Genomic DNA, 23,026 nt, shown 5'->3' with positions numbered 1-23,026 from the left:
CCACTAATTAAATCCAATTGAACCACATAAAAAGCGCCGAGCTTCATTATAGATGGCCCTGTAAACCGACCTTAAATGGAACATTACGCTTATCTCTTTTCGCGTTCAAATAACAACACTAATTCATCCAGTGGCATGGGCTTGAAATAGTAATATCCCTGAGTAAAATCGATACCATTTTGCTTCATATATTCCTGCTCCTCCTTTGTCTCAACCCCTTCAGCAACAATCTTAAGCTTAAACTGGCGCAGCATCTCTACAACAGATGAAAAATAAGAGGAGCAATCACCGCAGAACTCTTCGTTAAGCGACAAAAGTTCTTTGTCTAGCTTAACACTGTCAAAAGGCAATAATGCAAGGTGCCGAATCGATGAGTTCCCTGTAGAGAAATCATCTAGAGCGATAGAAAAACCTAATTTCTTGAGGAAGTTTAAGCTAGCTGCAATGTCGTTCTTTTCATGTAAAAGCTGAGTTTCTGTAACTTCAATCTGAAGATAACCCGGGCTGACATTATAGGTATTTACAATATCGAGTAGAATATTTACAGTAGCTGGAGCTGCAATTGTATCTAAAGAAAAATTAAAACTAGCCTGGAAGTTAACGGGTAACTTATTCTTCAACTCGAGCTTTTTTACGGCTGCGATAGTTAGTTTTGCTATATAAAGATCAAGTTTTTCAATAATACCCAATGTCTCAGCGACACTAATAAACTCAATAGGACTAATAAAACCATACTCTTCAGTATGCCACCTCGCAAGCGCCTCTACTCCAGCGACTCTTCCAGTGTGATTATCAACTTTAGGTTGCAGGGCGATTGATAATAAATCATTGTCAATTGCCAACTCAATGTTTGACTCAATATACTGATTGCGCATATAGCTTGCTGCCACTTTACTATCAAAGTAACTAACTTTACCTTTACCCAAGGATTTAGACACATACATCGCCATATCAGCCTTTTCGTACCAATCACTTTTCCTAGCCGGTTTATTGTAGACTCCTACGCTAAAACTAAATTTAGGCAATCTTGAGTGTCCACGCACCCCTAACATGCAGCGTTTTAGTAATTCTTCTAGCTTTTCTGCTACGCAAAATGACTCTTTGGCTATATATATAAAAAACTCATCACCTGATAGGCGAAAAATACATCCTTTGGTAAAGCTACGAGTTAACTCCTGAGCAAAATAGATTAGAATCTCATCTCCAACCTTATGACCGTGGTTATCATTAATAGCTTTAAAGTCATCAATATCTATAATAATGCAAATAGCAGGCTGTAAAGCCATGCTCTTCTGACGTTCATAGAAACTTCTTCGATTTCTTACATGAGTTAGTGGATCATAAATCGCATTTAACTTACTTTTCTTATGGAATCGATACAAAATATAACTAACTGATAAGGTGAGAAAAATCACAATCATATATAAGTATGTCTGCCGCTTTAATCGATTATTCTCCTCAACAAGTTTGGTATCGAGCCGATTACTATTAATTGCAGTTTCTCGTATTAACTCTTCTGAAAGCTGAGCTCTATTGTTGCTAAAGAGCAGTAGCTCATCGATAGCATTTATCAACTTATAATTACTTGAGGCAAAATAGATATAATCTCTTGCTAAAATACGATTCGAGTCACCGAAGTAAAGACTATTGAATTTCGAATTATGAATTAGCGCATCTATTGCCCCCTTGCTATACGCTTCTTTTAATCCTCTTACATTATCAAATAAATGTAAGCTATAACCAAAGTCCTCATAACTATCTATAAAGTTGATAGCAATTTCATGACCCACATCGGACTCAATGACTCCAATGCGCAAAGGCTCTTCATAGGACTTAGATTTATCCTTAAAAAGTGATATATCAAGAGGTAATAGAGGTCGAGAAATAAATAAACCAGACTCCCTAACTCTCTCGCCGCTCACTAAAACCAGATCTGCAATATTCGAATCAAAGTTATCTATGATCAGATTCCAGTTCTGTTCGTCAGCCTTACGTTCGATCACGTTTAAACCATTGGGAAAATAACGACCTAACTGGTGCACTATCTCTACTAGCAAGCCAGAGTGATGCTGATTAGTATCGCTCCAAAAAGAATACGGGGCGTAATCACTATCAACCAATACATAAAACTCATCTTGAATAACTTTGCGTGAAACTTCAGTAAGTTGGCTTAACACCCTAACCTGTTTAAGATCTGCAAGCATTTCGCTGCTGTACCTAAAAAGATCATCTTTCAACTTACCAGTTTTAATCAGTCGATTAAGATCATGCTCTAGCTCCGGCCTAAGAGGAGAAATACCAAAAACCACTTCACCTAAAAAACCAAGTTCAAGGGCATAGTACTCTGAGGCAAACTGAAACAACTTACTACTAGAGGCGACTATTAAACAGTCATCATCATTGACACCTGTACCAAGTAAAATCTCTAGAGTGTCCGATTCAACAATATCGGCCGACACTTTATAAGAGCTTAAGTAGACTTCTAGAAACTCTTTTGTCGGATTACCTTTCTCAACAAATAACCGTTTTCCCGTTAGCTGGTTTGGATTTGAAATTGGCTTATGGCTATAAACATAAGCAGATTTTTCATAGTATGGAAGACTGAAGTGAATATCATCTTCTCCACTCGGAACTAGATCAGGAATTAAGTCGATTGTTCCTAAAGCAAGCGCTCGAGTTGCATCAAGCTTACTCTTAAATAGAGTGACTTCTAATTTATATGTTAGTGATTCCTCTAGCCGTGCGAGTATGAACCGGTCTAGAGCAGAGCCTTTACCTCCTTCGCTACTATAACCAACAAGCCCAACACGTACCGTCGAATCTTCAGCATAAACCTGCAAACTACAACCTATCGTCATTAACAATAAGATGCTACAGCATAAACTCATCGTTGAGTTACGCATAAACTTAAGCATGGCGTTATATAAAAACGCCCCCGTATAAACACAGATATCAAACATAATCACAACAACACAAATAAAGTCAAACTCTCATATTGATAAATACGTTAACATAATTACATTACCTCCATAGAAATAGGAATTTAATTGCCACCTTTAAAAACTATCCCAGGAAAATATTTTCCCATACTTAAGAAAGCCCAAGATTTATGTTTAAATAATACTAACGACATCCCGGTATCTCTAGTTATGAAAACCCCGTCTAATTTCCAAACATACATAAATAGATCTATCAAAAACAAATCGCTAATACTTTCTTTATTAACGAGTATTGTCATTACCACTGTTACCATCACTGTTATGATCGTATCCAATTATCGTGAGATTTCAACAGTTAATAGAATGATAAACGGTGCCGTCGCTGATATAAAAAAACAACAGAACAACCTTGCGCCACCGCTAACAATTGAACAAATTTTGATACGGAATTATCCGCCTGTTTATGACGTAACAGTGTCTAAGCCTCAAAGTAGCGTCAGCAAATCCTTCTACTTTATCGTCGAATACAGCAAATTAGGATTAGAGTTGAATCTCATAATACAGAGCAAGAACACCTATAAAATTGGTTTAAAAAGTAGCTACGTAACTCGCTGGATGAAGCAGAACCGATTATTCAATACCTACTTACCAAGCGATCCAGTAGACATAGATTCAGGTATATCACAAGAACTTAAGCTTGCTTCATTATCAAATAACAACAGTTTCAAATTTTCAAAAGACGGGGGAATATATTTGAATTCATCAGAGCTGAAGATGGCTTTGTTCTCATTTATTATTTTATGGTTTTCACTATTCTTGATCATAAACCTATATCTTAAAAGTACACTCTCACTATCAACATTACGCAAACTATCAAAGCAATATCTTTTTGAAATGATTTCAAAAAAAGCAATAAGTATAAAATTCCAACCCATAATAAACATCACCAACAAAAGGCTGACATCGCTTGAATGCCTTTGTCGCATTAATAATGCTAATGACCAAGCTCCAGATTGCATCAAGTATCTAGATGATGAAATATGCTTTGAGCTATTAAAGTTCTCTTTCACAACGATAAGGGAATATAACGATAAAGGGGTTTACCTCAGAAGTAATACGTACAGTATTAATATGCTCCCGGGCTCAATAATTAAGTATGCTAAGCACCCTATATGGCGACAACATGCATCGATTAACAATCTAAACATTATTATAGAGATCGCTGAATCGAAACTAAATGCTGATGTTAGAGGAGCGCTTAATGAGGCGATTAAAAAACTAAAAAAAATGGGCTATCGCTTTATGATTGACAGGTTTGGTAGTAGTCAGGCCAGTATCTATGACACGCTTACATTGCCAATTGATTATATTAAGATCGATAGGAGTATAGTAGAAAACGTCAACCATAAAAAAAACTACGATTTTCTAATGAGTGTCGTGAACTTTTGCCATAAAAACAATATCCGTGTCGTTGCTGAAGGTGTAAGTAAAGAATCCCATAGAGATACACTGCGAGAAATTGGTATTATTTTCCAGCAGGGATTTCTTTATGGCAAAGCACAATCTTTGTCACTGTTACTATCCAAGGACCATAAGCAAGACTTTTACACTTTGCCATACACTCAAATAAATCAGCTATATCCAGATTAATAAGAGAATCTAAAGGGAGCCGTTAAAGACTCCCATTAGTTAACAATAACCACTAAGGCGCCAACGCTTCTCGAGTAAATTCATCATTATCACACTCAGTGCAATCAGATAAAATATCAGGAAATTCTATTTCGGCCTCGTGACCACAAGCAGTGCAGACCATAGTGCCTTGGCCGACAATCTCACCACTTTTATAGTAACCATGGTGCTTAAAATCTTGCGCCACTTCATGCCATTCTACTTGGCTACGATCGGTTATTTCACCTAACCAATGCCATAAGGTGCTCTCAGCCGTAATAACCGTTGGGCTATGACTCAAGTCAGTGGCATTTTTTTCCTGTAAGAAACTAGCAATGTCACGTTTTAAAAATTGTTCAACTAAAGCGAGCTCTTCTTGCTTCGCCTGCTGTTTTATAGCCAAGTATTCTTTACAGCTTTGCATTTGCGCATACAAACTCTTTACAGTCAAAGAGTTATCATCGTTATATTGAGATTGCAATTGGTCAATAAGTGCCTTATATAGCGAAAGTAGCTCAATACTTTGTTCACTCATGGTAAATACTCCTTCAACGAACCTTTTTAATGACGCACTTCTAGTTTATTCTATGTCTATATCACTCGCGCTGAAATAGCGCTAGATCAAACAATAGCCGGAAATAGATTGATGCAAGAGCAATATACTCCTTCAGAAATTGAAGCTAAAGTGCAGCAGCACTGGCAAGACACCAAAACATTTGAAGTTACCGAAGACGCAAACAAAGAAAAGTTCTATTGCCTTTCTATGTTCCCGTATCCGTCGGGTCGACTGCACATGGGTCACGTACGTAACTACACCATAGGCGATGTTGTGTCTCGTTACCAACGTCTGCAAGGTAAAAACGTGCTTCAACCTATCGGTTGGGACTCTTTCGGTCTGCCAGCTGAAAACGCGGCTATCAAAAATAACACCGCGCCAGCACCTTGGACTTACGAAAATATCGATTACATGAAAAACCAGCTTAAAATGCTAGGTTTTGGCTATGACTGGTCACGTGAAATCGCCACATGTACACCTGAATACTATCGCTGGGAACAGTGGTTCTTCACTAAGCTTTATGAGAAAGGCCTAGTCTACAAGAAAACCGCTTCTGTTAACTGGTGTCCAAACGATGAAACCGTACTTGCCAACGAGCAGGTTATCGACGGCTGTTGCTGGCGCTGTGATACTACGGTTGAGCAAAAAGAGATCCCACAGTGGTTCATTAAAATCACTGAATACGCCGAAGAACTACTTAACGACATCGACAAGTTAGATGAATGGCCTGAGCAAGTTAAGACCATGCAGCGTAACTGGATTGGTCGTAGTGAAGGTATCGAGATGACGTTCCAGGTTGCTGATAGCAACCAGAGCTTTGACATCTATACCACTCGTCCTGATACGGTCATGGGCGTCACTTATGTCGCGATTGCTGCAGCGCACCCATTAGCTGAACAAGCGGCGGCGAATAACCCTGCATTAGTTGAGTTTATCGAAGAGTGTAAAAACGCTGATACCACTGAAGCGGCTATGGCTGCGATGGAGAAGAAAGGTGTTGCTACAGGTCTAAACGCTATCCATCCTATCACAGGTAAAGAAGTGCCAATCTGGGTGGGTAACTTTGTACTGATGAATTACGGCACTGGCGCAGTCATGTCAGTTCCAGCACATGATCAACGTGATTATGAATTTGCTAAGAAGTATGGCTTAAACATTGAAGCCGTCGTTAAGCCTGTAGATAGCGAAGTCGATATCAGCGAAGAGGCTTACACTGAAAAAGGTGTGCTATTTAACTCTGGCGAGTTTGATGGTTTAGATTTTCAAGCAGCGTTTGATGCAATCGATGCCAAGCTAACAGCTGAAGGCAAAGGTAAGCGTCAGGTTAACTTCCGTCTACGCGACTGGGGTGTTTCGCGTCAACGTTACTGGGGCGCACCAATCCCTATGGTCACTTTGGCTGATGGTACGGTTATTCCGACACCAGAAGATCAACTGCCAGTAATTTTGCCTGAAGATGTAGTAATGGATGGCATTCAAAGCCCAATCAAATCTGATAAAGAGTGGGCGAAAACAACCGTTAACGGTGAAGAAGCGTTCCGCGAAACAGATACTTTCGATACCTTTATGGAGTCTTCTTGGTACTACGCGCGCTACTGTAGCCCGCATGCTGATCAAATGCTTGATCCTGCAAAGGCGAACTACTGGTTGCCAGTGGATCAATACATCGGTGGTATCGAGCATGCTTGTATGCACCTATTGTATTTCCGCTTCTTCCATAAATTGTTACGTGACGCAGGCCTAGTCAACTCAGATGAGCCCGCTAAACGTCTTCTGACTCAAGGTATGGTATTGGCTGATGCTTACTACTATAACAATGAGAAAGGCGCTCGCGTTTGGGTTGCTCCATCTGACGTTACAGTCCAAGAGACTGACGACAAAGGACGTACTGTTAAAGCAGTAGACAGCGAAGGTCATGAACTGGTTTACACCGGTATGAGCAAGATGTCTAAGTCTAAGAACAACGGTATCGACCCACAAGAGATGGTTAATAAGTACGGCGCAGACACTGTTCGTCTATTTATGATGTTTGCCGCTCCTCCAGAGCTGACTCTGGAATGGCAAGAGTCTAGTGTTGAAGGTGCACACCGCTTCATTAAGCGTTTGTGGAAAACCGCTCACGACCATATTGCAACTGGCCCTACCGCTGAACTTGACGTTAAGTCACTTAACGCAGCTCAAAAAGAGCTACGTCGTGAACTTCACAAGACCATTGCAAAAGTGGGTGATGATATTGAGCGTCGTCAGATGTTCAACACCGCTATCGCATCTGTCATGGAGCTAATGAACCGCCTACAAAAAGCGCCTGCTGAAACAGAGCAAGACAAGGCATTAATGCAAGAAGCCTTGAATGCAGTTATCCGTTTACTTTACCCAATCATTCCACACACGTGTTTCGTACTATGGAACGATCTTGGTAACCAAGGTGCAATTGAAGATGTACTTTGGCCAGAAGTTGACGAGTCAGCATTAGTTGAAGACAGCAAGCTCATCATTGTTCAAGTTAACGGTAAACTGCGCGCAAAAATCACCGTTGCGGCAGATGCGAGCAAAGAAGAAGTTGAAGCAGCAGGCATGGCCGAAGAGGGCGTGGTTAAACACACCGAAGGTAAAACTGTTCGTAAAGTTATCTACGTACCGGGCAAGTTGCTCAACATCGTAGCAAACTAATCCTTCTAAACCCAAGGAAGACAAAACAAAGCTTATGCTAATTAAACGCATACTTTTAGCAACCTTGGCACTGAGCGTTTTGCTCAGTGCCGGTTGCGGCTTTAGACTACAAGGTAGCTACTCTATTCCTGAGCAGCTACAAACCTTAAGTCTTAGCAGTCAAGATGAATATAGCGAACTCACACGTTTAGTGAGAGAGCGCCTACGCTTAAACAGTATTGCCGTAGTTGAGCCTAGCGACGATATTCCGGCATTACGCCTGATCAGTGACTCACTCGACCGCTCTACGTTGTCTATCTACCCAACGGGTAACGTAGCTGAATATGAATTGATCTATCAGGTCAATTTTGCAGTACAGCTGCCAGATGCAGAATCTCAACGCTTTGATGTCGCGATTCACCGTGATTATCTCGATGATCCTCGCACCGCATTAGCAAAAAACCGAGAAATGGAGCTTTTGCTAAAAGAAATGCGTATTCAAGCTGCAGATCAAATTATTCAAAAATTGGCTGCGATAGAGGTTAATTGATGCGGGTCTACCCAGATCAGTTAGCGCACCAGCTTGCTCGATTACCACAGTGCTGCCTTATTTTTGGTGATGACCCATGGTTATGCGAGCAAAGCCGCGCCACGATCTTTACTGAAGCTAAACGCCAAGGTTTTGAAGAGAAAATTCAATTAACCCAAGAAACAGGGTTTAGCTGGAACGAATTGTTTGAACAGTGGCAAGCGATGAGCTTATTCTCAAGCCGTCGTATTATCGAGTTAACCCTACCCCAAGCAAAACCTGGCAGCGACGGCAGTACAATGTTGCAATCACTAATGCAAATGGATAATCCAGATGTGTTATTGATCTTAACGGGCCCTAAGCTTGCGACGGAGCAAACCAAGAGCAAATGGTTTAAGGTACTCGATGCTAAAGGTATTTATGTACCTTGCACCACACCTGAAGGCGCGCAGTTTCAGCGTTGGTTAGACGGGCGAATCAAGCATTATGGTTTATCATTAGCACGGGATCCTCGTGAGATGCTATTTGCACTTTACGAAGGCAACTTGTTAGCCGCAGATCAGGCGCTGCAACTGTTACAGCTTTTAAGCCCTACAGCCCCCATTGATTGCGATCAGTTAAGTCAGTACTTTGAAGATCAATCACGCTTCAGTGTGTTTCAATTAACTGATGCCATGCTTAACAACCAGCAAGACAAAGCGCAACATATTCTCTCGCAACTTAAAAGCGAGGGCGTTGCAATGCCGATTATCCTGTGGTCGTTATTTAAAGAGCTCGCTGTGTTGCTGCAACTTAAAACGGCACAAAACAACCGAGAGTCGCTGCAAAGCCTTTGGGGTAAATTGCGTATTTGGGATAAACGTAAGCCCATTTACCAAAATGCACTTAACCGTCTCGAATTAAATCATGTCGAAACCTTGCTTGCCAGCACATCTGCTATTGAGCTTAAGCTTAAACAGCAAGGTGTTGAGGACTGGACGGGACTAAGTCATATCAGCCTACTTTTCGATGCAAAGGCGCACACAAAACTCGCCCATATAGCATTAGACTAATATAGGTCTTGAGCATGAAAATTGGCATTTTAGGTGGCACCTTCGACCCAATACATTTTGGTCATATACGCCCAGCACTTGAAGTAAAACAGCAACTTAAGTTGGACCAGGTTTGGCTTATGCCAAACCATATTCCACCGCACAAACCCGGCACCCATGTTTCCACAGAAGATAGACTCGCCATGGCGCAGCTTATTTGCGATGAACAGCCTCAGTTTACACTCTGTGATATTGAGGCTAAACGCGAAACCCCTTCCTATTCTGCGATGACGTTAGCCAAGTTAACTGAGCAACATCCTCAGCACGAGTTTTATTTCATTATGGGCATGGACTCATTTTTAAATCTTACTAAATGGCATCAATGGCAACAGCTGTTCGACCTGTGCCACATCGTCGTCTGCAAGCGCCCAGGCTGGCAACTCGGCGCTGACGATCCTATGCAATCGATTTTAACGCCACGCCAACATGACATAGGCAAGCCAACGTTTGAAAATACAGGAAAAATCTTTATCCTAGATATCACAGAGCAAGATATCTCTTCGACGCAGGTACGTCAGCAGCTCATGCAAGGGCTGATACCAAGCTCTGCACTGCCCGCCTCAATTCAAGATTACATCCAACGTAACCAGCTATATCAAGCTCCGCCCTCACCGATTACAGATTAAACTGCACTCAAATACAGATATTTCTATTCAGAACTATTAATCTAGATCTGAAATACTGCTATACTATCGCGCTGTCTTAAAATTAATGGGGTACCAGCGTGGAAAGCGCAGAGTTAAAGCAATTTGTAATCGATAAGGTTGAAGACCTTAAAGCAAAAGATATCGTTGTATTAGACGTATCAGAGAAATCAAACATCACCGATTTTATGGTTGTATGTACGGGTAACTCAAAAACACACGTTAAAGCAATCGCTGAAAATCTAGTGGTTGAATCAAAGCGTGCCGGTCTATCTATCTTAGGCGTCGAAGGCCGTGAAGGTAGCGAGTGGGTTTTAGTTGACCTAGGCGATGTGATCATGCACGTAATGCAAGACCAAATTCGTGACCTATACCAGCTTGAAAAACTTTGGTCAGAAAAACCAGAGTAATGAAGATTCAGTTAGTCGCAGTTGGGACCCGCATGCCAGATTGGGTCGAAACAGGTTTCAAAGAATATCAGCGCCGCTTTCCTCGAGATATGGCGCTTGAATTAATTGAAATCCCTGCTGGCAAACGCGGTAAAAATGCCGATATAGCTCGCATTCTCCAAAAAGAAGGCGAGTTAATGTTGGCAGCGATCCCGAAAGGGAATCATATCGTCAGCTTAGACTTACCAGGTAAAAACCTCACAACACCGCAATTAGCAGAGCAAATGAACAAGTGGCTACTCGATGGCCGCGATGTTAGCTTGTTAATTGGTGGCCCAGAAGGTTTATCGCCTGAGTGCAAAAAAGCCGCAGCACAAAGCTGGTGCTTATCAGCCTTAACCCTACCCCATCCTTTGGTGCGTGTGATTGTTGCCGAAAGCCTATATCGTGGCTGGAGCATTAACAATAATCACCCTTACCATAGAGAATAATATCGACAACATATTGAGTTAGACTGACCTAAACAGGATTAGGATATGTGTTTGGTACCCTTTTTTATGCAGGAGAAAATGTAAGTGTCACCAAGAAAACGCATAACCATGAACGACCATGCGGCCGAGGCGTCGCTATTTAAGAGTCGTGCCCTGTTTACCTTCTTATGTGTCTTTATCTTGCTCAGCTTATTACTCGTTAACCTTTATAACCTGCAAATTACCTCTTTTAAAGATTACGAGACCCGCTCTAACGACAACCGTATTCGTGTGGTACCTGTGGCGCCGAGTCGTGGCTTAATCTATGACCGTCACGGCCAGTTACTTGCCGAAAACCAACCTTTCTTCTCATTAGAAATGGTGCCGGAAAAAGTTAAAAATGTCAGCGACACCTTAGATGAACTAAGTCAAATTATCGACTTGTCTGCTGATGACAAAGAGAACGTGCTTGATGCACTTAAGTATCACCGCCGTTTTAAACCTCTGACGATAAAGAACAAGTTAACCGAAGAGCAAGTTGCCAAGTTCAGTGTTAACCAACATCGCTTTCCAGGTATTTCTGTTGATGCGGGTCTAAAGCGTCACTACCCGCACAATGGCTTAATGACCCACGCGCTTGGTTATGTGGGTAAAATTAACAGTCGAGATCAAGACTCGCTCATACGTAATAATTTGTGGGCAAACTATGCTGCGACCAAAGATATTGGTAAGCAAGGCATTGAAAAATTTTACGAAAGTATGTTGTTAGGTAAGCCAGGTCACCTCGAAGAGGAGGTTAATAACCGTGGCCGCACCATTCGTACATTAAAGTCTGAAGCCCCGGTCCCCGGACAAGATATTTACCTAACCTTAGATTTGAACCTTCAGAGAAAAGCCATGGAACTGCTTAACGGCAGACGAGGGTCTGTTGTGGCTATCGATCCTCGCGATGGGGGTATCCTAGCGCTGGTTTCAAGTCCAACTTACGATCCAAACCAATTTGTCCATGGTATTAGCAGCAAGGCTTATAACGGGCTACTGAATTCTAAATCGCGCCCACTGATCAACCGTGCGACTCAGGGGCAATATGCACCAGCGTCCACCGTTAAGCCGCACTTAGCGCTACTCGGTTTGGAAAACAAAACCGTTACCCCTAAGACACGTATTTGGGATCCTGGTTTTTGGCAGATCCCAGGCGTTGAACGCAAATACCGTGACTGGAAACGTTGGGGCCATGGCTGGGTAGATGTGAACAGCGCCATTGTTGGTTCTTGTGACACCTACTTCTATGATTTAGCTTATAAGACAGGTGTCGATGCCATCGCTAACTTTATGCAGCCATTTGGATTTGGTGAACGTACTGGCGTAGATATTTTCGAAGAGTCTGCAGGCATTATGCCTTCTAAAGATTGGAAACGTCTGCGCTACAACCAACCTTGGTATATCGGCGATACCATCTCAGTCGGTATTGGTCAGGGCTACTGGACCACTACGCCATTACAGCTTGCCAATGCAACTGCGATTCTAGCGAACAAGGGCCGCCGCTTTGTGCCACACATGCTTAAATCGATTCAAGATCGGACAGCAAAGATAGACACTCCGGCCGATGAGCTACCACCAATCGAGCTGAAAAACCCTAAAAACTGGGACATCATCAACGAAGCCATGCGAGACACCGCCCATAAGTCCCGCTTTACTGATGCTCGTTATACCGCAGCAATGAAAACAGGTACCGCGCAGGTATTTAGTGTTGCCGAAGATGCAGAGTACGATGCCGAAAACATCGATGAACGCCTACGTGATAATGCATTAATTATTGCTTACGCCCCCTATGAAAACCCTAAAATAGTACTCGCCGTTGTAATAGAGAACGCCGGTTGGGGTGGCGTAAATGCAGGCCCTGTTGCACGAGCCTTGCTTGACGAGTATTTATTACGAGATTCGTGGAATAAAACCAAATGAGCACACATAACCACCGCCCAAACATCTGGCAGCGTCTGCACATAGACTTACCTCTGCTAATAGGCCTTCTTGCATTAATGGCCTTTGGACTTGTTGTTATCTATTCTGCGGGCGGTGAAGACCTAGCATTGATGGACCGTCAATTATTTCGCATGGGCTTATCGCTATTGGTGATGTTTACAGTCGCACAGATAAACCCAGAAGTACTAAGGCGTTGGGCGTTTCCTATTTATATCACTGGGATCATCTTATTGATTGGAGTGCACTTTTTTGGAGAGATCAATAAAGGTGCGCAGCGCTGGTTGAACCTAGGTTTTATGGAGTTTCAACCATCTGAATTAATTAAGCTCGCCTTTCCGATCACCATGGCATGGTATATCAGTAAATTCCCACTGCCGCCAAAGAAGCGCTATCTCGCAGGGGCCGGAATTATCTTGTTGATACCGACCATACTTATTGCCAAGCAGCCGGATCTAGGGACCTCTATTTTGGTCGCTGCATCGGGTATTTTTGTACTGTTTTTATCAGGCATGAGTTGGCGAATTGTGGGTGGTTTTATCGGCAGCGCACTGGCAATGTTACCTGTACTATGGTTTTTCTTGATGCATGACTACCAGCGTACTCGCGTGTTGACCTTGCTCGACCCTGAGAAAGATCCATTAGGGGCTGGCTACCATATTATTCAATCTAAGATTGCCATTGGCTCTGGCGGATTATGGGGCAAAGGCTGGCTACAGGGAACCCAATCTCAACTAGAGTTTTTACCCGAACGCCACACAGACTTTATCTTTGCCGTTATTGGCGAAGAGTTTGGGCTTATCGGTGCGTTATGTCTGCTTGCACTATACCTTTATGTCATCGGTCGTGGCTTAGTTATCGCCTCGCGCGCACAAACCAGTTTTGCTCGCCTATTGGCAGGTAGCATCACCTTAACCTTCTTCGTTTATATTTTTGTAAACATTGGTATGGTCTCAGGTCTTTTACCTGTTGTAGGTGTACCCTTGCCTCTAATCAGTTATGGTGGAACGTCGATGCTGACATTGATGACTGGGTTTGGCATCTTAATGAGTATCCACACTCACCGACGCTTTATCGACAGATAGCATTTTTACACGATTGAAAAGTGCGACACCAAATAAACAATTAATCTACGGAGGCATTATGGCGTATTCGAATCATTACCGTAATGTTTACCCACCACTAAGGATTGTCCAATAGATGACGCTTTTAAACCGTATTTTTGCGCCTTTGGCATTAACACTACTGTCTTGTTCAGCTGTAGCTGCGACCACAGAGATCGACGTTGAAGCGCTCAAGGCCGAGTTTATTAACAGCCAGGGCGATAAGGGATTTGATAGCCAAGAAACGGCAGCATTCATAGCAAATGCCGAATACAACCAAGCCGTTATCGATGCGATGACTAAACCTTGGGAAGCTAAACCTTGGCATCAATATTATCCAATATTTCTTACCGAAAAACGCCTCGATGCAGGCCTAGCCTTCTGGCAAGAACATGCCGACACGATCGAAAAAGCATCGAAAGAATTTAATGTCGACCCACAGATCATCGTAGCCATTATCGGTATCGAAACCTTCTACGGTGGCTATATGGGCAATTATCCCGTCAAAGATGCACTCTACACCTTAGGTTTTCATTACCCACCAAGAGCCACATTCTTCCGTAGCGAATTTGCCAACTTGCAATCTTTAGTTAAAGAGGAACAGTTAGATCTTAATAGTCTAAAAGGGTCCTATGCCGGCGCCATGGGCTTTGGTCAATTTATCCCATCTAGCTATCGCCATTACGCGGTGGATTTTGATAATGACGGTAGTCGCGATCTATTAAATAGTACGACCGATGCTATTGGCAGCGTCGCTAACTATTTCCATCAGCATGGTTGGCAGAAAGACCAGCCGGTAACACTGCAATTAACGTTAAATAAAGACTTACCTGATACAGTAAAAACATGGTCTGGTGAGAAGCTACACTATAAGGTTGCAGATATCCTCTCACCCAATGTCGCACTTGCTCAGTCGATGGATCTCGATGTGTCACAGCCAGCACTCGTGGTTAAGCTTGAGCAAGCCGACCATGATGAGTATTGGCTAGGCCTGAAAAACTTTTACGTTATCACTCGTTATAACCGCAGCCCTTTATATGCCATGGCAGTTTACCAATTTAGTCAGGAATTAAAAAAAGCTTATGTCGCGCAATAATACCCTTGCCATTCTATTCTTAACAGCCACATTAGCAGCATGCTCTAGTGGTGGTCGCTATGAACTTGATGACGATAAAGCGCCAACATCAGCCCCAGATGTCACTAAAGTTGAAGATGCTCACCCTAAATATGAGCCATATAGCCGTGGGGGGAATAAAAAGAATTACACAGTATTAGGTAAAAGCTACCAGGTCATGGATTCTGGTGCTGGCTACGCGGAAAAAGGGATTGCATCTTGGTACGGCGCTAAGTTTCATGGTCACCTTACCTCAAACGGTGAAACCTACGACATGTATTCGATGTCTGCAGCCCATAAAACGCTGCCATTGCCTAGCTATGTAAAGGTTACCAACCTAAAAAACGATAAGACTGTTATCGTCCGCGTCAACGACAGAGGGCCATTTCACGCAGATAGAGTTATTGACCTGTCTTATGCAGCAGCGCACCGCCTCGACATGTTAAAAACAGGTACCGCGAACGTGAGCCTCGAAGTGATCTATATTGCCGATCCTGAATCGACCGCCCTTGCAGAGTTAAAAGGTACTGAACTTCACTATATTCAAGTTGTAGCATCATCTAACAAGAAACGTTTAGAGAGCTTAGCCACTAGCCTAGAACAAAAGTACCAAGTTAACAGCCGAGTTCAAAGCGCAAACAACTTGTATCGGTTGCAATTAGGCCCTATTGGCCAACAGCAACTCGCAAACAAGCTAACAGAAAAGCTCAAACAAGAAGGTTACCCTCAAAGTTACCTGCTTACTGAATGAACCAAGATTAATGAACCTAGGCTGAATTCCATTGTCGACTAATGTTATACTCGTGGGAATTACACTTTCTTCATACCTAAACTATTAAGACGTGCATTATTAATATGAATTTACTGAACAAACCTATAAAAATGCTTTTGCTAGCGAGCTCTGTCTCCGTATTGTCAGCACAAGCAGCGCCTGTCGTTACCCCTAATGCACCCACTGTTGCCGCCAAAGCTTATGTGCTTATGGACTACAATACTGGACAAATCATTGCTGAAGAAAATGCTTATGAAAGCTTAAACCCAGCTAGTTTGACCAAGATGATGACAAGTTATGTTATCGGTCATGAGATCAAAGTCGGTAACATTGCACCAACCGATGAAGTGACCATCAGCAAAAAGGCCTGGTCTAAAAACTTCCCTGATTCTTCTAAAATGTTTATCGAAGTAGGTAAAACGGTTTCTGTTGAAGATCTAAACAAGGGTATTATTATCCAATCGGGTAACGATGCTTGTGTTGCTATGGCTGAGCATATTGCTGGCACTGAAGATGGCTTCGTAGACTTAATGAATTCATGGGCTAAGCAGCTAGGTATGCAAGATAGCTACTTTGAAAACAGCCATGGTTTAGACTCCGACAATCACAAAAGTACCGCTTATGACATGGCGATTCTTGGCGCAGCAATTATTCGTGATGTACCAGATGAATACGCAGTATATAAAGAGAAATCTTTTACCTACAACGGTATCAAGCAATACAACCGTAACGGCTTATTATGGGATAAGAGCTTAAGTGTTGACGGCATTAAAACTGGCCATACTTCAGGTGCAGGTTTTAACTTAGTGACCTCAGCGACTAAAGACGGTATGCGTCTAATCTCTGTTGTAATGGGCACCAAGAGTGAAGCCGCACGTAAGGCAGAAAGTAAGAAGCTACTTAACTATGGTTTCCGTTTCTTTGAAACCGTTACACCATACAAAGCTGGTGACACTTTCGTTACCCAAAAAATCTGGTATGGCGACCGTGAAACGATTGACCTAGGCGTTGTAACAGATACTCCTATCACCATTAGCCGCGGCCAAGCTAAAAACCTACAAGCTAACTTTGAACTGACTAAAGAGCTTAACGCCCCAATTGCAAAAGGCGAGACTGTGGGTCGTATCTACTTCCAGTTAAACGGGAAAGATATCGCTCAGTTCCCACTTGTCACGCTACAAGAAGTGAATGAAGGCAGCTGGTTTAGCCAATTAATGGATTACTTTAAGCAGATGTTTGCAGGCTGGTTTAGCTAAACCATACTGTATACAAAAAAGAAGCCACCGCAAGGTGGCTTCTTGCATTTGATAGCTAAACAAACCTTGTGAACTTGAGCCATACTAACCAAATTGTCATTGACCCAATAATGACTAAATGACACTTGCCATATTAAGCAATGAATAACCGTTAACTCATTCTTCTCATTTCAGAATTCATTACACAGCGATTCGAATTTGAGCCAGCAAGAGTGATCAAATATTTATTTAGCTTGGTATTAGGTATAATCGTCACCATATTATGATTATTGCAATCTATGAGAGTGAAAAATGTTAGATACTAAATTTGATGAATTAATGGAATTCCCAGCTTCTTTTCCATTTAAAATCGTTGGCGATGCAAGCGATACGCTAGCTGATCGTGTCGTAGCCGTTGCCCAAAGTTTGGCACCAGATGACTATACGCCAACAACAAAAGTGTCGAGCAAAGGCACTTACAATTCGGTCACCATACGTATAACCGTTACAAGTAAAGAGCAGATCGAGAAACTTTACACCGAACTTGCTGCGATTGAAGGCGTTAAACGCGTACTATAAATATTAATCATAAATGATAAATGTGATCCGTATTACATTTATCATTTTGAAGCGTATAATAGCCCGCACAAATATTTGAGGGGAGAGGTTGCCCTTGTACGATAACGCTTTGCATATTCGTCATCTCGGTAAACAAGATTACGAATCAGTGTGGCACGCGATGCAACACTATACCGATAATCGCGATGAGAACAGTCAAGATGAGATCTGGATTGTTGAACATACGCCAGTATTCACACAAGGCCAAGCAGGCAAGAGTGAGCACATCCTAAATCCTGGTGATATCCCGGTAATTCAGGTTGACCGCGGTGGTCAGGTGACCTATCACGGCCCAGGCCAGCTTGTCGTCTACCCTCTTCTCGATATAAAGCGGCTCAAGGTGGGTGTACGCCAGCTTGTCACCCATATTGAACAAAGCATTATCAATATGCTCAAGCGCTATCAGATTGAAGCTTATGCGAAAGCAGATGCGCCTGGCGTTTATGTTGAAGAGCGTAAAATCGCATCACTCGGTCTTAGGATCCGTAAAGGGTGCTCTTTCCACGGATTGGCCCTCAATGTCGACATGGATATGTCGCCATTTCAGCGTATTAACCCCTGCGGTTACGCTGGCATGGAAATGATCCAGTGCAAACAGCTCGGCGGACCACAAACGGTCGAAGAAGCAGGTCTGCAACTAATTGAAACCCTCAGCCAAGAACTCGGTTTAGATAAGCTAGTTCACCACCAAGGATTACCAGAGTCATATGAATAGGCCTGAAAGATTACAACCTGGCGTTAAACTTAGAGACGCAGACAAGGTTTCACGCATCCCTGTTAAGGTGGTGCCATCTGAACGTGACACCATGCTAAGAAAGCCCGACTGGTTGCGAGTTAAGCTACCCGCTTCCAACCAGCGCATCACCGAGATCAAACAGGCTTTGCGTAAAAACGGTTTACATTCAGTTTGTGAAGAGGCTTCTTGCCCTAACCTGTCAGAGTGCTTTAACCATGGCACAGCAACCTTCATGATTTTAGGTGCTATTTGTACCCGTCGCTGCCCGTTCTGCGACGTGGCTCATGGGCGCCCACTAAGACCTGATGCTGAAGAGCCAAAGAAGCTTGCACAAACGATCAAAGATATGAAGCTTAAGTACGTGGTAATCACCTCTGTAGACCGTGATGATCTACGTGATGGTGGCGCCCAGCACTTTGCCGATTGTATCCGCGAGATCCGTTTACTGAATCCAGAAATTAAGATTGAGACCCTCGTTCCTGATTTCCGCGGTCGTATTGATGCAGCGCTTGAGATCTTGGCGACTGAGCCACCAGATGTGTTTAACCACAATTTGGAAACGGCGCCTATGCACTATCGTAAGGCTCGCCCAGGTGCGAACTACCAATGGTCATTAGACCTATTGAAGAAGTTTAAAGAGCGCCACCCTAGCATTCCGACTAAATCGGGTCTGATGATGGGTCTTGGTGAGACTAACGAAGAGATTGCACAAGTGCTGCATGATCTACGAACTCACAATGTAGAGATGCTCACCTTAGGTCAATATCTACAGCCATCTAAATTCCATCTGCCTGTAGAGCGCTATGTCTCACCAGCTGAATTTGATGAGCTAAAAGAGCTTGCTGAAAGCATCGGCTTTACTCACGCAGCTTGTGGTCCATTGGTACGTTCAAGTTACCATGCAGATCTTCAGGCTCAAGGTAAAGAAGTTAAGTAAATTAACCTCGCGCTCGATAGCATAAGTTAAGACAAAAATAGCGCCTAATTAGGCGCTATTTTTATTGACTACAAAGGCGTTTAAAAGCTTAGCTGCATCAATACAGCATCTTCAGTGCCAGTATCCGATTTATAGTAACCTTTACGAATACCCGTTTGCTTAAAGCCAACTTTCTCATAAAGTTCTCTTGCAGCAATCGCAGACTGACGAACCTCTAACAGTAATACCTCAGCCCCTTTATCTTTAGCCTCGACGATTACAGCCTTTAACAGCATTTTACCGTAACCTTTGCCCTGCAGTCTGGGTTCCACACAGATATCCATTAAGGTCGCATCTTCAAATATCTGATGCAAAATAGCAAAACCACAAAGCTTATCGCCATCGAACAGGCCGAAATTACTATACAAATGACCGAAACAACTTTTTATTGTTGACTCACTCATTGGGTGGCTATGCGCATTAACCGCTATAGCAGCCATCTGAGCAGACATCTCATCGTTTAGCTGTATGATTACCACTAAATATCCTTTCGTGCCATAAAAGGCTGCATATTCAGCCACAGCGTCTTTTTAGCCTCAGCATTAGCCTCTAGCTCATTGATAGGTGCAGAAACTAAGGTATTATCATTAGTCACGGCTTGCTTACCACGCATATCCCAGATCACCTTAGCGCCCGATTCAGCCCTAACAGCGAAACGGCAAACGGCTAAATCGACTCCGAGTAAACTCAGTACCGTACTAATGATAGGGCTATCGACATCTTTAATCCGTAAAGGGTTTACTAGAATAGTAACCATATCAGTTTGGGGAATGGCTTTTTTCCAGCGAGTAATGCCCATGGCATCTAGGTAAGCACTTTTTTCCATCATGACTCATTCAAAGGGGGATAATAACGTTAGAGTGGCTAGCATAGCAGTTAGTCCTCTATTAGGTAACACAGTTTAGACGAGTGCGCAGAAACAATGTAGCACTGAGCTAGATGCTTTTACTATCAAGACTAATAAGCTATCGACAATATCAGTGAGTGGCATTCAGTGAAGAAATAGAGCAAAACGAAAGGCACATTATGCCAAATAGCAGATGCGAAAAAGCCGAGCTAATGCTCGGCTTTTTCTAATTTGGCAGGGGTGGGGAGACTCGAACTCACAACATCCGGTTTTGGAGACCGGCGCTCTACCAATTGGAGCTACACCCCTGTTGACGAAACGGATTATGCGTAATCAGCCCCGAAAGGTAAAGCTTTTTTTATTTAAAGCCCATCAAGTGTGTTTTTTTCAGACAAAAGCAAAGCCTAGTGACATCCAGAGCCTTAATTAACACAAAAAACGTTATAACTGAAACGATAAACCGCAGATGCAAAAAAGCCGAGCTAATGCTCGGCTTTCTCTAATTTGGCAGGGGTGGGGAGACTCGAACTCACAACATCCGGTTTTGGAGACCGGCGCTCTACCAATTGGAGCTACACCCCTGTTGAGGACACTGATTCTGCTTAATATTGCCCAAAAGGTAAAGTATTATTTACCTCAAAGGCTAACGAGTGCACATTTTCCCATCAACTCGTGCATGCTTTAACCATTAACGTCTAAGGCACATCCCATTATATCAAGCTTACAAGCCGCAAGGAGAAGGTAAGGCTGGTGACATATCAGCTACGCCATCAATATGCTTAATACGTTGCTTTTGAAGGTTAGCCACTTCTATTAATACCTGTTCTGAAGTAATGATCTCATCGGCAATATGATACACCCAATCAATATCTTGCTGATATTCTCTTAATTCATCAGAGTCAACAGGTCCAATTGAGCCATCAGCCCCTTTTGGCATAAACCATAAATTAAAATTAATCGACATTGGCTGCTCTGGTGTAACCTTTTCAGAATGGGTCGAGATCAGATCTCCATCAACATAGTAGTTAACCTCATCATCCTCTACCGTCATAACCAGTATTCGCCAGCCCGCATAGCTTCCTTCCTTACGGGTATACTCATTAACTTTGGTCCAAGGTGCTAATTGAAAAGTTTCCCAGGTCGTCGTCCACATGGCAGGCGAGCTATCACTTCCCCAACCACCATTGGGCAAATACTCAAAATCAACTTCACTATAGTTAGGGTCGAGTGGGTATTCTAAAGGGCTGATGGCATAAAAAGTTTGAATAACCTCATCACCATCGGGTCCATAAGTCGGCTCATTCCTAAAAAATACACGTGTTGCGTATGTCCCCACTAAATACTTACGCTTATGGCAAAATTGAGTATGCCGGGTATTATCACCTTCACCAGCCGTAACAGAGCTCATTCTAATCGCCCCGCTATTAGCCTCTTTAAGTACAGGGTGAAAACTTACCCCCTCCCCAGACCACGTTGCTCCAGCAATACCTGGATGGCCAGTTTCAGTTCTCACCTTCCAACCATTGCTGTTAAAACTCTCTATATTGGTGTAACTAAAATCATCGAAAAAAACCTGATCACCAATAGCATGTGAATTGTTAGCCAGCGAAAAATTAGCGCCCCCCATAGCTATTGAGAGCGATAAAATTGAAAAGCATTTAAACTTGTTCATCTGATTTCCATATCCTTTAGAGTTCATGACAGCGCTGTCAAAACTATCATCATCCATTTGAAGTTGTTATCAGCCATTAGTCGTATTCGTATACTTCTCGTTGAGCTAGCAGTATCGAAATTAGTCAACAATAGTCCTCTTGAAACGATCTAAACTATCGCTTTATATATGGCTTTATATTTATCTATGTTTAAGTGAATAGCTAAACCAATCTCTAGTCGCAAATCTTCTTATAAAATGACTAATAACCACGATCTGCACGGTTCTTTGAGGTTCTCATGACCTCCCATTTCATCATGGTTGAGTTGGCCCTAAAAATCGATGTGGGAAGTTCCACTGATACACGATGATATGGATTCAGGAGGTAGAGTGCTGTGACCTAGGGGGTTATAAGCAACCTATATGGCTAAGGGAAGCACCTGTAAGTGCATGGAGTAATTTAGGTCAACTCATAATTAAACAAATTACAGACGTTAAAAATCACCAGGGGAACATAGATGTGCCGAATGCCAGAAACGCATGGATGCAGTTTCTGGCTAAGCTTAGCGGCGGGCGACCGTCAAGGCCTTTCCTTGGCATCCATGCCACCAAGGCATTTGTTAACCCTAAACATCAGATGGCGGAAGTGTCGATTATGCAGGAGCAATAATCGACTCGACGTTGGGAGTCGCTCTTTTCACGCGACCTATATGGATATAGGAAGAGCCAAAAATTGTCTGGAACAATTTTGGTCAGTGACTATACGAAAAAAGCCCGTTGCGTTAGCAACGGGCTTTATCGCTTCTCTTTCGAGAATACTGTTTGTCTTCACTTTTACAAAAGTGAAAATAAAAGTGGCGCCTGGAAATGACCGAATCGGTTCGCGCAGCGAACACATGGGGGCGGAGAGGTTGCGTTTTATGTACGAAGTACATTGCAATCTTGCAGCGCGTAGCAGTGGTGACCGCCAAGGCCTCTCCTTGGCATATATGGACCCATCCAGTTTGCAAGATGTTTGATATCAATTTTGAGAAGAGTTCATTGCACCCATATATTCGG

Annotated in this window: 21 protein-coding genes and 2 tRNA genes; 16 read left to right on the top strand and 7 right to left on the bottom strand. The window is 42.8% G+C overall.

Annotated features, from left to right (window positions below):
* Positions 1 to 89: 89 nt before the first annotated feature.
* Complete coding sequence (locus tag ACVBIL_RS16010; protein ID WP_447167959.1) at positions 90 to 2,960, bottom strand: EAL domain-containing protein; 2,871 nt, start codon at positions 2,958 to 2,960, stop codon at positions 90 to 92.
* Positions 2,961 to 3,047: 87 nt separating this feature from the next.
* Between ACVBIL_RS16010 and ACVBIL_RS16005 the strand changes: the two genes are divergently transcribed.
* A complete protein-coding gene (locus ACVBIL_RS16005; protein WP_447167958.1) occupies positions 3,048 to 4,589 on the top strand; it encodes an EAL domain-containing protein in 1,542 nt (513 codons plus the stop codon).
* A 52-nt stretch (positions 4,590 to 4,641) separates the two neighbouring features.
* Here ACVBIL_RS16005 and ACVBIL_RS16000 read toward each other — a convergent pair whose 3' ends face one another.
* On the bottom strand, positions 4,642 to 5,142 hold the full coding sequence (locus tag ACVBIL_RS16000; RefSeq protein WP_447167957.1) for a zinc ribbon-containing protein: 501 nt from the start codon (positions 5,140 to 5,142) through the stop codon (positions 4,642 to 4,644).
* A 111-nt stretch (positions 5,143 to 5,253) separates the two neighbouring features.
* Here ACVBIL_RS16000 and leuS point away from each other — a divergent pair, with 111 nt between their 5' ends.
* The 14 genes from leuS to lipA all read left to right on the top strand — a co-directional run bounded on the left by leuS (position 5,254) and on the right by lipA (position 19,430).
* Positions 5,254 to 7,833, top strand: coding sequence for a leucine--tRNA ligase (gene leuS, locus ACVBIL_RS15995; protein WP_447167956.1), 2,580 nt, complete (start codon positions 5,254 to 5,256; stop codon positions 7,831 to 7,833).
* Positions 7,834 to 7,867: 34 nt separating this feature from the next.
* Entirely contained in the window at positions 7,868 to 8,362 is a 495-nt protein-coding gene (locus ACVBIL_RS15990; RefSeq protein ID WP_447167955.1) for an LPS-assembly lipoprotein LptE, read from the top strand.
* Positions 8,362 to 9,393, top strand: coding sequence for a DNA polymerase III subunit delta (gene holA, locus ACVBIL_RS15985; protein WP_447167954.1), 1,032 nt, complete (start codon positions 8,362 to 8,364; stop codon positions 9,391 to 9,393). The genes ACVBIL_RS15990 and holA overlap by 1 nt, the downstream gene beginning before the upstream one ends.
* A gap of 14 nt (positions 9,394 to 9,407) precedes the next feature.
* Complete coding sequence (gene nadD, locus ACVBIL_RS15980; protein WP_447167953.1) at positions 9,408 to 10,058, top strand: nicotinate-nucleotide adenylyltransferase; 651 nt, start codon at positions 9,408 to 9,410, stop codon at positions 10,056 to 10,058.
* Positions 10,059 to 10,156: 98 nt separating this feature from the next.
* Positions 10,157 to 10,486, top strand: a complete 330-nt coding sequence (gene rsfS / locus ACVBIL_RS15975; protein ID WP_447167952.1) for a ribosome silencing factor — start codon at positions 10,157 to 10,159, stop codon at positions 10,484 to 10,486.
* Complete coding sequence (gene rlmH, locus ACVBIL_RS15970; RefSeq protein WP_447162497.1) at positions 10,486 to 10,956, top strand: 23S rRNA (pseudouridine(1915)-N(3))-methyltransferase RlmH; 471 nt, start codon at positions 10,486 to 10,488, stop codon at positions 10,954 to 10,956. Before rsfS ends, rlmH begins: the two co-directional genes overlap by 1 nt.
* An 84-nt stretch (positions 10,957 to 11,040) precedes the next feature.
* The gene (gene mrdA, locus ACVBIL_RS15965; RefSeq protein WP_447167951.1) at positions 11,041 to 12,897 is read left to right on the top strand and encodes a penicillin-binding protein 2; all 1,857 of its coding nucleotides are present in this window, start codon (positions 11,041 to 11,043) and stop codon (positions 12,895 to 12,897) included.
* Positions 12,894 to 14,000: a rod shape-determining protein RodA gene (gene rodA, locus ACVBIL_RS15960; protein WP_447167950.1), complete on the top strand. Its 1,107-nt coding sequence runs from the start codon at positions 12,894 to 12,896 to the stop codon at positions 13,998 to 14,000. The genes mrdA and rodA overlap by 4 nt, the downstream gene beginning before the upstream one ends.
* 115 nt (positions 14,001 to 14,115) lie before the next feature.
* A complete protein-coding gene (gene mltB, locus ACVBIL_RS15955) occupies positions 14,116 to 15,114 on the top strand; it encodes a lytic murein transglycosylase B (protein WP_447167949.1) in 999 nt (332 codons plus the stop codon).
* On the top strand, positions 15,101 to 15,883 hold the full coding sequence (locus ACVBIL_RS15950) for a septal ring lytic transglycosylase RlpA family protein (RefSeq protein WP_447167948.1): 783 nt from the start codon (positions 15,101 to 15,103) through the stop codon (positions 15,881 to 15,883). Before mltB ends, ACVBIL_RS15950 begins: the two co-directional genes overlap by 14 nt.
* A 104-nt stretch (positions 15,884 to 15,987) precedes the next feature.
* Positions 15,988 to 17,160: a serine hydrolase gene (locus tag ACVBIL_RS15945; protein WP_447167947.1), complete on the top strand. Its 1,173-nt coding sequence runs from the start codon at positions 15,988 to 15,990 to the stop codon at positions 17,158 to 17,160.
* Between the two features lie 291 nt (positions 17,161 to 17,451).
* On the top strand, positions 17,452 to 17,718 hold the full coding sequence (ybeD, locus tag ACVBIL_RS15940) for a DUF493 family protein YbeD (RefSeq protein WP_447167946.1): 267 nt from the start codon (positions 17,452 to 17,454) through the stop codon (positions 17,716 to 17,718).
* A gap of 94 nt (positions 17,719 to 17,812) precedes the next feature.
* Positions 17,813 to 18,472, top strand: coding sequence for a lipoyl(octanoyl) transferase LipB (gene lipB, locus ACVBIL_RS15935; protein ID WP_447167945.1), 660 nt, complete (start codon positions 17,813 to 17,815; stop codon positions 18,470 to 18,472).
* Positions 18,465 to 19,430 carry a lipoyl synthase gene (gene lipA / locus ACVBIL_RS15930; RefSeq protein ID WP_447167944.1) on the top strand — a complete coding sequence of 322 codons (966 nt, stop codon included), beginning with the start codon at positions 18,465 to 18,467 and terminating at the stop codon, positions 19,428 to 19,430. Before lipB ends, lipA begins: the two co-directional genes overlap by 8 nt.
* Positions 19,431 to 19,510: 80 nt before the next feature.
* Here lipA and rimI read toward each other — a convergent pair whose 3' ends face one another.
* From rimI to ACVBIL_RS15905, 5 genes are all read right to left on the bottom strand, one after another.
* Positions 19,511 to 19,921 carry a ribosomal protein S18-alanine N-acetyltransferase gene (gene rimI, locus ACVBIL_RS15925; protein WP_447167977.1) on the bottom strand — a complete coding sequence of 137 codons (411 nt, stop codon included), beginning with the start codon at positions 19,919 to 19,921 and terminating at the stop codon, positions 19,511 to 19,513.
* A 26-nt stretch (positions 19,922 to 19,947) separates the two neighbouring features.
* Positions 19,948 to 20,295, bottom strand: a complete 348-nt coding sequence (locus ACVBIL_RS15920; protein ID WP_447167943.1) for a hypothetical protein — start codon at positions 20,293 to 20,295, stop codon at positions 19,948 to 19,950.
* Positions 20,296 to 20,548: 253 nt separating this feature from the next.
* Positions 20,549 to 20,625 (bottom strand) — tRNA-Trp (locus tag ACVBIL_RS15915).
* A 196-nt stretch (positions 20,626 to 20,821) separates the two neighbouring features.
* A tRNA-Trp gene (locus tag ACVBIL_RS15910) sits at positions 20,822 to 20,898 on the bottom strand.
* Between the two features lie 139 nt (positions 20,899 to 21,037).
* Positions 21,038 to 21,988: a glycoside hydrolase family 16 protein gene (locus tag ACVBIL_RS15905; protein ID WP_447167942.1), complete on the bottom strand. Its 951-nt coding sequence runs from the start codon at positions 21,986 to 21,988 to the stop codon at positions 21,038 to 21,040.
* A gap of 499 nt (positions 21,989 to 22,487) precedes the next feature.
* On the opposite strand from ACVBIL_RS15905, the gene ACVBIL_RS15900 reads away from it, so the two are divergent.
* Positions 22,488 to 22,637: a hypothetical protein gene (locus tag ACVBIL_RS15900; RefSeq protein ID WP_447167941.1), complete on the top strand. Its 150-nt coding sequence runs from the start codon at positions 22,488 to 22,490 to the stop codon at positions 22,635 to 22,637.
* Positions 22,638 to 23,026: the final 389 nt, after the last annotated feature.

This window comes from Shewanella sp. 125m-7, assembly GCF_052977045.1.
The sequence above is the reverse complement of the archived record's forward strand: the minus strand, read 5'-3'. Positions and strand labels throughout refer to the sequence as shown.